This is a genomic window from Devosia sp. P2_G7, assembly GCF_056403495.1.
In genome coordinates this window covers 533242-545464 of record NZ_JBFUFI010000001.1, presented here as the reverse complement: position 1 = coordinate 545464, position 12223 = coordinate 533242, and the positions used below count along the sequence as shown (strand labels likewise).

Genomic DNA, 12223 nt, shown 5'->3' with positions numbered 1-12223 from the left:
CCTGGCTCAACTCGGACCGGAAAGGCCCGTGGGACCGGGGGCAAAGGTCGTCTGACTGGAAGGATTCCAATCTACGGCTGGCTTATAGAGAAACTACATGACGCTTGCCAGTGGTGACTTGGGTTCATTAGGCATGGCGGCCATGAACCAGTCGCCGCCCGTTTCCGAGGCTTTTGCACCGCAGCTGCGGGTGCGCGGGCTCACCGTCAGGCGGGGCGAGCGGTTGCTGTTCGCCGACCTGGCGTTCGAGGTCGGCCCCGGCGGGGTGCTGCTGCTGCGCGGGCCGAACGGGGTGGGCAAGTCGACATTGCTGATGACGTTGGCGGGGATTGTCAGGCCGGATGGGGGGGCGATCGAGGGGATCGAGCGCACTGCGATGCATCTGCTCAACTATCAGAGTGGGTTGAAGCCGCGGCTGACGGTGACCGAGAACCTCAAGTTCTGGCGGGCGATGAACGGGGAAACCGGGCTTGGGGTCGAGGCGGCGCTGGAGGCTGTGGGGATTGGCGGGCTCGGGGTCTTGGAGGCCGGTCACTTGTCATCGGGGCAGTTGCGGCGGCTGGGGCTGGCACGGCTCCTGGTGACAGAGCGGCCGATCTGGCTGCTGGACGAGCCGAGCGCGGCGCTCGACGCCGAGGGCGAGGCGCTACTGGGTCGGCTCATCGATGCGCATCGGGCGCGGAGTGGCATAGCGGTCATCGCGACACACCATGACCTGGCGCTGGCTGATGCGACTGACGTCGAGACGCTGGTGCTCGGGGGTGGCGCATGAGCGCGTTCCGGGCGCTGATCGGGCGGGACCTGAAGCTGGCGTTTCGCGCCGGCGGCGAGGCGCTGACGCTGGTGCTGTTCTTCATCATGGTGGCGGTGATCGTGCCGTTCGCCATCGGACCGGACCGGCCGCAGCTCAGCCGGCTGGCGCCGGGGATAGTGTGGATCGCGGCGTTTCTCTCCATGCTGCTGGGGCTCGACCGGCTGTTTCGCGCCGATGATGAGGATGGCTCGCTGACCTTGCTGCGGCACTCAAGCCTGCCGCTCGAAGCGGTGGTTGCCGCAAAAGTGATCGCGCACTGGCTGGTGACGGCGCTGCCGCTGCTGGTGGCGACGCCGGTGCTGGCGCTGCTGCTGTCGATGTCGTGGGCACAGTGGGGGCAGACCGTGCTCGCGTTGCTGATCGGCACGCCGGCGCTGGTGAGTTTCGGAGCGCTGGGCGCCGCAGTGACCGTGGGGCTCAGGCGCGGCGGGCTGATAGCACCGGTGCTGATCCTGCCGCTGGCCATTCCGGTGATGATCTTCGGGGTGGGGATGATGGACCCGCTGTCCGGGGGTGGCGCGACATTGTTCCTCATTGCGCTCAGCCTCGTGGTGACGGCCTTCTCGCCATTCGCGGCTGCGCTTGCCTTGCGCGTGGCCGGGGAATAGAGCGAAGTTCATGTCCGTCGATACCGTCAAACAACCCAACTGGTTCAGCCGCCTGGCGCATCCGGGGCAGTTCCTTGTCTGGTCGCGCTACCTGATCTGGCCGCTCGCGATTGCCACCGCGCTGAGCTTTGCCATCGGCCTGTGGTTCGCGTTCTTCAACTCGCCCGAGGACTACCAGATGGGGGACATGGTGCGCGTCATGTACGTGCACGTGCCAAACGCCTGGCTGAGCCAGCTGGTCTACGGGGTGATGGCGGTTTCGGCGCTGGGCTCGCTGGTGTGGCGGCATCCGCTCGCCGACGTCGCCAACAAGGCGGCGGCGCCGCTTGGCGCAGTGTTCACGGCGTTGGCGCTCTACACCGGCTCGCTGTGGGGCCGGCCGACCTGGGGCACGTTCTGGGAGTGGGACGGGCGGATGACCTCCACCCTCGTGCTGCTGCTGATCTATCTCGGCATCATCGCACTGTGGCGGGCATTCGACGACCAGCTGAAGGCCGGGCGGGTCGTTGCCATCGTGACGCTGGTCGGGGCGCTGAACATTCCAGTGATCAAGTTCTCGGTCGACTGGTGGAACACACTGCATCAGCCGGCGAGCGTCTTCACCGCGTCCGGCCCGAAGATGCCGGGTTCGATCCTGACGCCGCTGTTGGTGATGATGCTGGCGTTCACGCTGCTGTTCGCGCTGCTGCAGGTGGTGCGGATGCGGACCGAGATCCTGCGCCGCCGGGCCGAGACGCTGAGCCGGCAGGCGGCCTTGCAGGGAGCCGCCAAATGATCGGCGAAGGCGCGCATCTCGAATTCATCGTCTGGGCCTATGCGGGCGTCGCCGTGCTGACGCTGGGGCTCATCGCCTATGTGGCGTGGGACGCACGACGAGTGAAGCAGCGGTTGGCCGATCTCGACAAGGCCGGGATTCGGCGGCGTTCGGCAGGATCGAACACTTGAGGCGCATTCTTCTCGCGGTATTGCCGCTGCTGCTGCTGGTCGGGCTGGTGGCCGTGTTCGCGATGAACATGGACCGCGACCCCAGCCTCGTGCGCTCGGTGCTGATCAACAAGCCGGCGCCGGTGACCACATTGCCGGCCGTCGAGGGGCTCGACCGCAACGGCATCATCCCGTCGCTGCTCGAGGGGCAGGTGACGGTGGTGAACGTATTCGCCAGCTGGTGCATTCCCTGCCGCGACGAGCATCCGGTGCTGATGGAACTGCTGAGGCGCACCGGCGTGCGGTTGGTCGGCATCAACCAGAAGGATGCGCCGGAGAATGCCCGGGCGTTCCTTGCCGAACTCGGCAACCCCTATGAAGCGGTGGGCGCCGACAGGGACGGGCGCGCCTCGATCGATTGGGGTGTCTATGGCGTGCCCGAGACCTTCATCGTCAATGCGGCGGGGATCATCACCTACAAGCACATTGGGCCGATGACACTGGAATCACTGGAGCGGGAAGTGATACCGGCGATCGACAAGGCAAAGGCCGGCTGAGCTTTCGGGAACCCCGACCCCGTCATCCTCATTTGTCTCGCGCGGCTCCGAGCGGCGGAGCCATGAGGAGATAGTGCCATGCAAACCAGTGCCAGCCTGCGTTTTGTCGAGCAGGGGATGCGGGTGTTCGATCGCGAGCACCATGAGATCGGCAAGGTCGAATGGGTGCAGTTCGGTGACGACGACCCGGATACCCTGGAGGTCGAGGCCAGCGGGCCGCGCCGGGACCGCGATGACGTCAACCTGTTCGACGTGATCGCCAAGGCGTTCACCAGCGACAACGTGCCCGAGGAACTGCGCGACCGGCTGGTGCACCAGGGTTTCGTGCGGATCGATGCCGACGGGCTGTTCCAGGCGGATCGCTACGTGATGCCGGATCAGATCGACTCAGTGTCGAGCGACGGCATGACGCTCAATGTCACCAAGGACGAGCTGATCAAGCACTAGCTCTGAGCCAGCAACGCCCCCTCCACCACCCTTCGGGTGGTCCGCCTCCCCCCGCCAGGCGGGGGTGGATTACGGCAGCGGGTCCATCGGGGGGATGACCTCGATGGGCTCCTTGGGATCGGGCGCGTACTTGGTGAGCAGCGGCAGCTGCAGCATCGAGAACACGATGGTGATGGGCATGACGCCCCAGACCTTGAACGCCACCCAGAAATTGGTGTCGAACATGCGCCAGACCACCTCGTTGGCGACAGCGAGGAACAGGAAGAACAGGCCCCAGTTGATGGTGAGCCGGCGCCAGCCTTCGGGCTTCAGCTTGTAGACGTCGCCGAAGACGTATTTCAGCAGCGACTGGCCCCAGATGAGGCCGCCGAGCAGGGTGACGCCGAACAGGGTGTCGACGATGGTCGGCTTCATCTTGATGAAGGTGTCGTCCTTCAACAGCAGCGTGAGCGAGCCGAAGATCAGCACCACGACGCCGGTGACCAGCGGCATGATGGCGACCTTCTTCAGGATCAGCCAGCTGAGCACCAGCGACACCACCATGGCGCCCATGAACCAGGCGGTGGCGGTGAAGATGTCGTAGTTGGCGTTGACGAAGAAGAACACCAGCAGCGGGCCGAGTTCGAGCGCGATCTTGACGATCTGCGGGCGGAGCTCGTGCCAGTTCACTTCGGCTGGCTTGCTGTCGTCGGTCATTGTGCAGTCCTCGCGATCGCGGCGGCGAAGTCGCGGGCCGCGAACGCCTCTAGGTTGTCGACGCCTTCGCCGACGCCGATAAAGTGTACAGGCAGGGCGAACTTGCTGGCGATGGCCACAAGGATGCCGCCGCGCGCCGTGCCATCGAGCTTGGTCATGACCAGCCCGGTAACGCCGGCACGTTTGCCGAAGATTTCGACCTGATTAAGGGCGTTCTGGCCGGTCGTGGCGTCGAGGGTGAGGAGCGTGGCGTGCGGCGCCGACGGCTCGACCTTCTTGATGACGCGGATGATCTTTTCGAGCTCGCTCATCAACTCATCGCGGTTCTGCAGGCGCCCGGCAGTGTCGATAATGAGGATGTCGGCGCCCTCGGCCTTGGCGCGTTCCACCGCCTCGTAGGCGAGGCCGGAAGCGTCGGAGCCGGCGGGCTTGGTGACGACGGGGGCGCCGGTGCGCTGGCCCCAGACCTGCAGCTGCTCGATCGCAGCGGCGCGGAAGGTGTCGCCGGCGGCGAGCATCACTTTCTTGCCTTGCGCGCCGTAGAGGCTCGCGAGCTTGCCGATGGTGGTGGTCTTGCCGGTGCCATTCACCCCGACCATCAGGATGACGTAAGGCTTCTGGCCGGCATCGATGTTGAGCGGCTGGGCGACGGGCTCGAGCACATTGACGATCTCGGTGGCCAGCACCTCGCGGACTTCGTCCGACGAGATGTCGCGGTCGAAGCGGTCGCGGCGCAGTGCCTCGGTGACGGTGGTCGCCATGTCGACGCCGAAATCGGACTGGATCAGGATGTCCTCGAGGTCATCGAGCATCGCCTGATCGAGCTTCTTCTTGGTGAAGACGGCGGCGATCGAGCCGGTGAGCTGGTCGGACGACCGCTTCAGGCCGGAGGCGAGACGCTGCAGCCAGCCCTGCTTCTTCGGCGGCTCGGTGGGGGCGACAGGGGTCGGAACCGGTAGGATCGGTGCAGGTTCGGGGGCCTGCTGTTCCTCGATTTCCTCGATATAGGCGGGCGTCGCCTCGGGCGGGCCGGCGGGCGGCTCGGGGGCGACTTCCTCGACCGGTGCTTCGATCGTCAGGCCTTCATCGTGCAGCGCTTCTTCGAGCGCGATTTCCTGATCGGGCGGCAGCACGAGCGGCGCGGCTTCGACGATGTCGTCGAGGATGATGTCGGCGACGAGTTCGTCTTCGACGGTGGGTTCGGGCTTCGAAGGCGGCTCCGGAGGAGCAGGCGGCGCGGGCGGGGCCGCCGGAGCGGGACCCTCGATGGTCATGCCAGCGTCGTGCATTGCCTCTTCGAGGGCGATCTCCTGGTCGGGCGGCAGGACGAGGGGGGCGGCTTCGACGACCTCGTCGAGGACGATGTCGGCTTCCAGGTCTTCGGCGACCGAGTGCTCGCGGGCCGGCGGCGGGGCGTCGCCGCCGCCGAACAGGCGCTGGAAGAAGCCCTTTTTCTTTTCGGCCATCAGGCAGCGGTCCTCAGTGGTTCGCCGACGAGGTTGCCATCCGCGAAATGGGTAATACGGGCTGTCACAATTTCACCGGCCTGATGACCGGGCAATGAACAGGTAATGAACTGCTCCTGGCGTCCGATCCCGTCCTTTTCGACCAGGATGGACTCGATCTGGCCGATCCGGGAGGCGGCGAGCTTTTCGAACTGGGCTTCGCCGAGGGCGCGGAGGCGCGCGGCGCGCTCCTTGGCCACGCGCTTGTCCACCTGCGGCATACGCGCCGCCGGCGTGCCCGGGCGGGGCGAATAGGGGAAGGCGTGGATGTAGGTGAGATTGGCCGTTTCGATGAACTCGAGCGAGTTCTCGAACATCTCATCGGTCTCAGTGGGGAAGCCGGCAATGATGTCGGCGCCGAAGACGATGTCGGGGCGGAGCGAGCGGAGCTTGTCGACCACGGCAAAGGCATCGTCGCGGAGGTGCCGCCGCTTCATGCGCTTCAGGATCATGTCGTCGCCCGACTGCAGGCTCAAATGCAGATGCGGCATCAGGCGACGGTCGGACGCTATGGCGTCATAGAAGGCCGGATCAGCCTCGATCGAGTCGATCGACGAGATACGCAGCCGCGGCAAGTCGGGGACGTGGCGCAGGATCTGCTGGACCAGCTTGCCGAGCGTCGGCGTGCCGGGCAGGTCGGGGCCGTAGGAGGTGATGTCGACCCCGGTGAGCACGACCTCGCGGTAGCCGTTGCCGACGAGCTTCTTGATCTGCTCGACGACGAGGCCCATTGGCACTGACCGCGACGGCCCGCGGCCGAACGGGATGATGCAGAAGGTGCAGCGGTGATCGCAGCCGTTCTGGACCTGGACGAAGGCGCGGGTGCGGCCGTCCATGGCCTCGATCAGGTGACCGGCGGTCTCCTTGACCGACATGATGTCGTTGACCTGGACCTTGTCGTTGAGGGGCAGGCCGAATGCTATGGGGGCATAGCTTTCCGACTTCAGCTTGTCGGCATTGCCGATGACGAGATCGACTTCGGTCATGTCGCCGAAGGAGCGCGCTTCGGTTTGCGCGGCGCAGCCCGTGACGATGATGCGGCGCTCGGGATTGTCGCGCTTGGCCTTGCGGATGGCTTGCTTGGCCTGCCGGACAGCTTCGGCGGTGACGGCGCAGGTGTTGATGATGATGGTGTTGTCGAGCCCGGCCTTTTCGGCTTCGGCCTTCATCACTTCGCCTTCATAGGCGTTGAGGCGACAGCCGAAGGTCAGCGTTTCGATGGACATCAGGCGTCCACCTGGTCCCGGGTCCAGGTGCCGGTGAAGGGCTCGAAGGTGCCGGAGAACTCGAACTCGGCCGGGCCAGTGAGCAGCACATGGTCGTCGGCGCGCCACTCGATGATGAGATCGCCGCCGGGGAGGGTCACAGTGGCCTTGCGGCCGGTGCGATGGGTGCGGGCGCCATTGACCAGGGCGGCGCAGGCGGCCGTGCCGCAGGCGCGGGTGAGACCGGCGCCACGTTCCCAGGTGCGAAGGATGATGTGATCAGGGGCGACGACCTGGGCGATGGAGATATTGGCGCGCTCGGGGAAGATCGGGTGGTTTTCGAGCAGCGGGCCGAAGCGATCGAGCGCGTAGTTCCAGACGTCGTCCTCGACCCAGAAGGTGGCGTGCGGGTTGCCCATTGAGGCGACCGAGGGGGTGTGCAGTACGGGTGCATCAATCGGCCCGATCTGCAGCTCGATGCCAGTGGTGTCGTAGAACTCCTCGGCCAGCGGGATCTCTTCCCAGCCGAAACGGGGCTTGCCCATGTCGACGGTGATGAGGCCATCCGCGTGCTCATCGCCGGTCAAAATGCCGGCGAGGGTTTCAAAGACGAAGTGCTTCTGGCCGGTCTCGGCCGAGAGCGCCTGCACGACGCAGCGCATGCCGTTGCCGCAGGCCTGGGCCAGCGAGCCATCGGAGTTGATGATCTCGATGTAATGGGCGGTGCCCGGGGTACGCGGATCATGGATGGCCATGATCTGGTCGTAGCGGGTGGCCGGGTCGGCATTGATGGCTACGGCGGCGGCCGGGGTAACGCGATCGGCACGACCACGCATGTCGGCGACGATGATCTCGTTGCCGAGCCCGTTCATCTTGAGGAATGGGGCCGTGGACATATGCGTGACCTGCTGGGTCTCAGTTGTGGGTGTATATGGCGGAAGTGACGCCAAATTGCCAGTGGCGGGGCGCAGACCTTGCCGATCGTTGCCGGGTACGCGTCAACGGATGAAGGCTTCGACCTCGTGCCGCACGTCCTCGAGGTGGGTGAAGAGGGCAAAGTGTTCGCCGCCCTTCAATGTCACCAATCGGGCGTGTGGTGCGCTAAGCAGGGCTTCGCCGTAGCGATGGGCGACGACGGCGTCGGCATCCCCATAGAGACCGAGTACGGGCACGGTGAGCCGCTCGAAGGGGAAGGGCAGCATATCGGCGTTCCCGGCGATGTCGGACAAGGTGCCCGGGATGCGATCGACCAGCCGGTCGGCAATGCTCGCCCGTACAGCCGCCAGCATTGCCATGGCTTCGAAGTTGGCGAGGGTCCGCTGGAGCAGCGCAGGATCGGCAATTGCCCGCCGCGCGGTCCGATCGGGATCGGATCTTGCTGCCCTGCGACGCAGTAGTGCCGCAACGCCGGGGATACGTACGAGGAACGCCATGGTGCGCAACCGTGAGACGGTGTTGACCGGCGGCGCGTGCTGCCCGGTGGGAGCCGACACCATGATGAGGCCGCGGCAGCGATCCGGGTGGTTGAGCGCGAAGGCCAGCGCTGAAGGTCCGCCGCCCGAAATCGCCGCGACCCAGGCCGTATCGATCCCCAGCCCGTCGAGCAGGGCGGCGAAAGCGTCGGCCTGCTGATCTGGCGTCGCGCCCGTAGACAGCGGCGTGCCCAGATAGCCAGGTCGCGACAGCGCGAGGATGCGGAAGCGGTCCGGTCCGGAAAGCAGCGCACGACCGAGCAGCAAGGACTGGTCCCAGCCGCCCATTGCGCCATGCAGGCAGATCATCGCCGGACCGCTGCCGGTGTCGGCGTACTCGACCGGCCCGAGCGCGGTCTCGATACGCCTGGGCTCAGGCCCTGCCGCGAGGGCGGTGTGATTCACGTGAGACATTGCCGTTGCCTCAGCCGGCCGCGCGGGCGGCGAGGTGGGCGAGCAGCGGTTTGAGCTCGGGCGGCGGGGCTTGCTCGATGCGGCGGTAGTCACGGCCGTCGATGGTGCGGTCGACGAGCTTGGCTTCGTACATGGCGCGGCGGAGCAGGGCGTGGTCGCCGAACTCGTGCCAATCGCGCAAGAGGTCGCTGATCTCGCGTTCGGTGTAGCTGGTGTCGGGCGGCAGGCGCGACCACAGCACCCAGAGGCACAGCAGCTGCAGATTGAAGCGGGCCGGCCAGCTTTGCAGCACGCCGCCATCGTCGAAATAGCGCGCCGCCTTCTCGACCTGTGTGAGGTCAGCACGGGGTGCCGCTTCGGCCGCGCTGGCCAGGCGGCCGGCGGTGCCGGCATCGGCGCGCAGGTGCTGGTAGTTTGAGAAGCCGGCGGCTTTCGCCAGCAGGTTCAGCAGTTCGACATGGCTGGGGATGCCTTCGTGTTGTGAGAGGCTCTGGCGGAGCGTCTTGGCGAAGGGCGACAGGTCGTCCACCCGCAGGGGGACAGCAGTTCTGGACATCAACTCATCCTCGTAGTGCCAATCCCCCGGAGGAGATGTCGTGGCCGCCGGCTTGCGAGTTGGCACGGGGATAAGTGCTGGGCTCGGATATGAGGCAGGTTTAGCTCCCCGGATGGGGCGGCGACGCCTGGGTGAACTGCAGACCCAGCCAAGATGTAGCGCTGCTGGGGAAAGCGGGCAACGGCCATGTTCAGGTCACGTTCGGCCGGGTTATTTCGTTGCGAAAAGGGGAGTCGTGCTTGGCGGAGATCGCGAAACGTCATCGCTGGGCGGTGGAATTGCTGGCGCCGAGGCGCGGCGAAAGCGTGCTGGAAATCGGTTGCGGGCACGGCATCGCGACCGGCCTGGTGCTTGCCGCGGGCGCTGACGTCGTGGCGGTCGATCGCTCGGGCAAGATGGTCGAGGCCTGCATCAAGCGGAACGCCGGCCTCGGGCGGCTGACGGCGTTCGAAAGCGAGTTCGAGACGCTGGACCTCGGCACATTCGATGCGGCATTCGCGGTGAACGTCGATTTTCCCCGGCATGCCGACCTTGGCTGGGCGCCCGCGTTCCGCAAAGTGCTGAAGGTAGGTGGGCGGATCGTGCTCGTGCTGGAGGCGCCGGCTATCCGTACTGCGGAGCGATTTGCTATGCAGGCTGCAGCGAGCCTCGTTGGCGTGGGGTTCGAGGTCGATACTCTGCTCGTTGAGGGTATCGTTGCCGTGCAAGGGCGGCGGATCGCTTGAGGGCAGTGCGCCCTCTTCCTTGACTCCGCCCCATTTCCTCTCTATCGACCGCGACAATTCATCAGGTTCGAACGCCTGACTGCCGACCGGGACCCGCAAAGGTATAAAGAGATCCCGGAGGCTAACACCCGACAGCGCGATGCGCCCTCGGGTGGGTTTGGCGTTTGCGCCGATGGCGCCGTCCTCGGATGGCGGGATCGACCAAGACTACCTATCTCCGGGTCCGAGGCATCCATGCTGCGGAACCAAAGGAACAAAAATGTTCGAAAGCCTTAGCGACCGGCTTGGGAAAATCTTCGAGGGCCTCAGGGGCCGCGGCGCTCTTAACGAGAGCGACGTGGATGCGGCGCTGCGCGAAGTGCGCCGGGCGCTGCTCGAGGCCGACGTGTCGCTGGAAGTGGTGCGGGCGTTCGTCGAGCAGGTGCGCGAGCGCGCCGTTGGCGCGGAGGTTACCCGCTCGGTGACGCCGGGCCAGCAGGTGGTCAAGATCGTCCACGACGAGCTGGTCAAGGTGCTCGGCGAAACGCAGGTGCCGATCGACTTCAACACCACGCCGCCGATGACCATGCTGATGGTGGGCCTGCAGGGCGCGGGCAAGACCACGCTTTCGGCCAAGCTGGCGAAGCGGATGAAGGAGCGTCAGGGCAAGAAGGTCCTGATGGCCTCGCTCGACGATCGCCGCCCGGCGGCGAAGGAGCAGCTCAGGGTGCTGGGCGAGCAGATCGGCGTCGATACGCTGCCGATCCAGCAGAACGAAAAGCCGGTCGATATCGCCAGGCGCGCGCAGCGCGAGGGCAAGCTCGGCGGCTATGACGTGCTGATCCTCGATACGGCGGGTCGCACGCATATCGACGAAGAGCTGATGGAAGAGACGGCGGCGGTGAAGGCCGCTACCGATCCGCACGAAATCCTCCTGGTCGCGGACTCGCTGACCGGCCAGGACGCGGTGAACCTGGCGCGTTCGTTCGATGCGCGGGTGGATATCACCGGTATCGTTTTGACGCGTGTCGACGGCGATGGCCGTGGCGGCGCCGCGCTTTCGATGCGGGCGGCGACCGGTAAGCCGATCAAGCTGCTCGGTACCGGCGAAAAGATGGATGCGCTCGAGGATTTCCATCCCTCGCGCATCGCCGACCGCATCCTCGGCATGGGCGACATTGTCAGCCTGGTCGAGAAGGCGGCGCAGAACGTCACTGCCGAAGACGCGCAGAAGATGGCGAAGAAGCTCAAGAAGGGCGTCTTCGACCTGGAGGATCTGCGCGGCCAGCTGCTGCAGATGAAGAAAATGGGCGGCATGGGTTCGCTCATGAACATGATGCCGGGCATGGGCCAGATGAAGAAGGCGATGGCCGGCGCCAATATCGACGAGAAGGTGTTCGACCGGCAGATCGCCGTCATCAACTCGATGACCAAGGCGGAGCGGGCGAACCCGGACCTGCTGAACGCCAAGCGGCGCATCCGCATCGCCAATGGCTCGGGCACCAAGGTCGAAGACGTCAACAAGCTGATGAAGCAGCACCGCCAGATGGCGGACATGATGAAGAAGGTGTCGAAGGGCGGCATGGGCTCGCTCGCCGGCATGTTCGGCGGCAAGATGGGCGGGATGATGCCGGGGCTCGGCAACATGCCGGACCCGTCCACCATGGACCCCAAGGAACTCGAGGCGCTGGCGCGTCGTATGGGCATCGACCCGGCGGCGATTCCGCAGCAGGCGGCTCCGCCGAAGCAACTCACCGAAAACAAGCTGCCGACCGATGTCGGCCAGCTGCTCAAATCCGGCTCGGGACTTCCCGGGCTTGGCGGCGCGCCGCGCTTCCCTGGCCTTCCGGGCCTCGGTGGCGGCTTCGTGCCGAAGAAAAAGTAACAGACGAAATCAACTCAAAGGACTGAACCTATGTCGCTGAAACTCCGCCTTGCCCGCGCCGGCACCAAGAAGCGCCCCTACTACCACGTCGTCGTCGCCGATGCCCGTTCGCCGCGCGATGGCCGCTTCATCGAGAAGATCGGCACCTATGATCCCAAGCTCGCCGACAAGGAAAAGCGCGTAAACCTCGTCACCGAGCGCGCCACCCACTGGCTGAGCGTCGGCGCCCAGCCGACCGACCGCGTCGCCCGTTTCTTCGACGCCGCGGGCCTGCTGAAGCGCGAAGCGCGCAACAACCCCGAGAAGGCCGTGCCGGGCAAGAAGGCGACCGAGCGCGCCGAGGCGAAGGCTGCTGCCGCCGCCGCCGCCGAGGAAGCCAAGAACGCTCCCGCCCCCGCCGCTGAAGAGCCGGCAGCCGAAGCCGCGTCCGAGTAAG

General features: G+C 65.8%; 15 protein-coding genes. 9 read left to right on the top strand and 6 right to left on the bottom strand.

Going from position 1 to position 12223, the window contains the following annotated elements; genetic code table 11:
- Positions 1-133: 133 nt before the first annotated feature.
- From ccmA to AC1DWU_RS02770, 6 genes are all read left to right on the top strand, one after another.
- Positions 134-772, top strand: a complete 639-nt coding sequence (gene ccmA / locus AC1DWU_RS02795) for a heme ABC exporter ATP-binding protein CcmA (protein ID WP_477148428.1) — start codon at positions 134-136, stop codon at positions 770-772.
- The gene (gene ccmB, locus AC1DWU_RS02790) at positions 769-1422 is read left to right on the top strand and encodes a heme exporter protein CcmB (protein ID WP_477148427.1); all 654 of its coding nucleotides are present in this window, start codon (positions 769-771) and stop codon (positions 1420-1422) included. Before ccmA ends, ccmB begins: the two co-directional genes overlap by 4 nt.
- A gap of 10 nt (positions 1423-1432) precedes the next feature.
- A complete protein-coding gene (locus AC1DWU_RS02785) occupies positions 1433-2197 on the top strand; it encodes a heme ABC transporter permease (protein WP_477148426.1) in 765 nt (254 codons plus the stop codon).
- Entirely contained in the window at positions 2194-2367 is a 174-nt protein-coding gene (ccmD, locus tag AC1DWU_RS02780; protein ID WP_477148425.1) for a heme exporter protein CcmD, read from the top strand. Before AC1DWU_RS02785 ends, ccmD begins: the two co-directional genes overlap by 4 nt.
- Positions 2355-2903, top strand: coding sequence for a DsbE family thiol:disulfide interchange protein (locus AC1DWU_RS02775; protein WP_477148509.1), 549 nt, complete (start codon positions 2355-2357; stop codon positions 2901-2903). Before ccmD ends, AC1DWU_RS02775 begins: the two co-directional genes overlap by 13 nt.
- Before the next feature lie 78 nt (positions 2904-2981).
- Complete coding sequence (locus AC1DWU_RS02770; protein WP_477148424.1) at positions 2982-3350, top strand: hypothetical protein; 369 nt, start codon at positions 2982-2984, stop codon at positions 3348-3350.
- Positions 3351-3419: 69 nt separating this feature from the next.
- Here AC1DWU_RS02770 and AC1DWU_RS02765 read toward each other — a convergent pair whose 3' ends face one another.
- From AC1DWU_RS02765 to AC1DWU_RS02740, 6 genes are all read right to left on the bottom strand, one after another.
- Positions 3420-4046, bottom strand: coding sequence for a septation protein A (locus AC1DWU_RS02765; RefSeq protein WP_477148423.1), 627 nt, complete (start codon positions 4044-4046; stop codon positions 3420-3422).
- A complete protein-coding gene (gene ftsY, locus AC1DWU_RS02760) occupies positions 4043-5512 on the bottom strand; it encodes a signal recognition particle-docking protein FtsY (RefSeq protein WP_477148422.1) in 1470 nt (489 codons plus the stop codon). The genes AC1DWU_RS02765 and ftsY overlap by 4 nt, the downstream gene beginning before the upstream one ends.
- Positions 5512-6777, bottom strand: coding sequence for a tRNA (N(6)-L-threonylcarbamoyladenosine(37)-C(2))-methylthiotransferase MtaB (mtaB, locus tag AC1DWU_RS02755; protein ID WP_477148421.1), 1266 nt, complete (start codon positions 6775-6777; stop codon positions 5512-5514). The genes ftsY and mtaB overlap by 1 nt, the downstream gene beginning before the upstream one ends.
- A complete protein-coding gene (gene dapF / locus AC1DWU_RS02750) occupies positions 6777-7652 on the bottom strand; it encodes a diaminopimelate epimerase (protein WP_477148420.1) in 876 nt (291 codons plus the stop codon). The genes mtaB and dapF overlap by 1 nt, the downstream gene beginning before the upstream one ends.
- Positions 7653-7754: 102 nt before the next feature.
- Entirely contained in the window at positions 7755-8642 is an 888-nt protein-coding gene (locus tag AC1DWU_RS02745; protein WP_477148419.1) for an alpha/beta fold hydrolase, read from the bottom strand.
- A 10-nt stretch (positions 8643-8652) separates the two neighbouring features.
- Entirely contained in the window at positions 8653-9198 is a 546-nt protein-coding gene (locus AC1DWU_RS02740; protein ID WP_477148418.1) for a DUF2087 domain-containing protein, read from the bottom strand.
- A 239-nt stretch (positions 9199-9437) separates the two neighbouring features.
- On the opposite strand from AC1DWU_RS02740, the gene AC1DWU_RS02735 reads away from it, so the two are divergent.
- From AC1DWU_RS02735 to rpsP, 3 genes are all read left to right on the top strand, one after another.
- Positions 9438-9923 (top strand): class I SAM-dependent methyltransferase, encoded by a 486-nt coding sequence (locus tag AC1DWU_RS02735; protein WP_477148417.1) that lies wholly within the window; start codon positions 9438-9440, stop codon positions 9921-9923.
- 259 nt (positions 9924-10182) lie between these two features.
- Positions 10183-11787 carry a signal recognition particle protein gene (gene ffh / locus AC1DWU_RS02730; protein ID WP_477148416.1) on the top strand — a complete coding sequence of 535 codons (1605 nt, stop codon included), beginning with the start codon at positions 10183-10185 and terminating at the stop codon, positions 11785-11787.
- Between the two features lie 30 nt (positions 11788-11817).
- Complete coding sequence (rpsP, locus tag AC1DWU_RS02725) at positions 11818-12222, top strand: 30S ribosomal protein S16 (RefSeq protein ID WP_477148415.1); 405 nt, start codon at positions 11818-11820, stop codon at positions 12220-12222.
- The last annotated feature ends 1 nt before the right edge of the window (position 12223 follow it).

What these genes read in the sequence shown, in the direction of transcription:
- mtaB (WP_477148421.1), bottom strand. Translation starts at nt 6,777, where the DNA reads ATGTCCATCGAAACGCTGACCTTCGGCTGTCGCCTCAACGCCTATGAA.
- ftsY (WP_477148422.1), bottom strand. Translation starts at nt 5,512, where the DNA reads ATGGCCGAAAAGAAAAAGGGCTTCTTCCAGCGCCTGTTCGGCGGCGGC.
- ccmD (WP_477148425.1), top strand. Translation starts at nt 2,194, where the DNA reads ATGATCGGCGAAGGCGCGCATCTCGAATTCATCGTCTGGGCCTATGCG.
- AC1DWU_RS02785 (WP_477148426.1), top strand. Translation starts at nt 1,433, where the DNA reads ATGTCCGTCGATACCGTCAAACAACCCAACTGGTTCAGCCGCCTGGCG.
- ccmB (WP_477148427.1), top strand. Translation starts at nt 769, where the DNA reads ATGAGCGCGTTCCGGGCGCTGATCGGGCGGGACCTGAAGCTGGCGTTT.
- AC1DWU_RS02740 (WP_477148418.1), bottom strand. Translation starts at nt 9,198, where the DNA reads ATGTCCAGAACTGCTGTCCCCCTGCGGGTGGACGACCTGTCGCCCTTC.
- AC1DWU_RS02745 (WP_477148419.1), bottom strand. Translation starts at nt 8,642, where the DNA reads ATGTCTCACGTGAATCACACCGCCCTCGCGGCAGGGCCTGAGCCCAGG.
- AC1DWU_RS02770 (WP_477148424.1), top strand. Translation starts at nt 2,982, where the DNA reads ATGCAAACCAGTGCCAGCCTGCGTTTTGTCGAGCAGGGGATGCGGGTG.
- ffh (WP_477148416.1), top strand. Translation starts at nt 10,183, where the DNA reads ATGTTCGAAAGCCTTAGCGACCGGCTTGGGAAAATCTTCGAGGGCCTC.
- ccmA (WP_477148428.1), top strand. Translation starts at nt 134, where the DNA reads ATGGCGGCCATGAACCAGTCGCCGCCCGTTTCCGAGGCTTTTGCACCG.
- rpsP (WP_477148415.1), top strand. Translation starts at nt 11,818, where the DNA reads ATGTCGCTGAAACTCCGCCTTGCCCGCGCCGGCACCAAGAAGCGCCCC.
- AC1DWU_RS02765 (WP_477148423.1), bottom strand. Translation starts at nt 4,046, where the DNA reads ATGACCGACGACAGCAAGCCAGCCGAAGTGAACTGGCACGAGCTCCGC.
- dapF (WP_477148420.1), bottom strand. Translation starts at nt 7,652, where the DNA reads ATGTCCACGGCCCCATTCCTCAAGATGAACGGGCTCGGCAACGAGATC.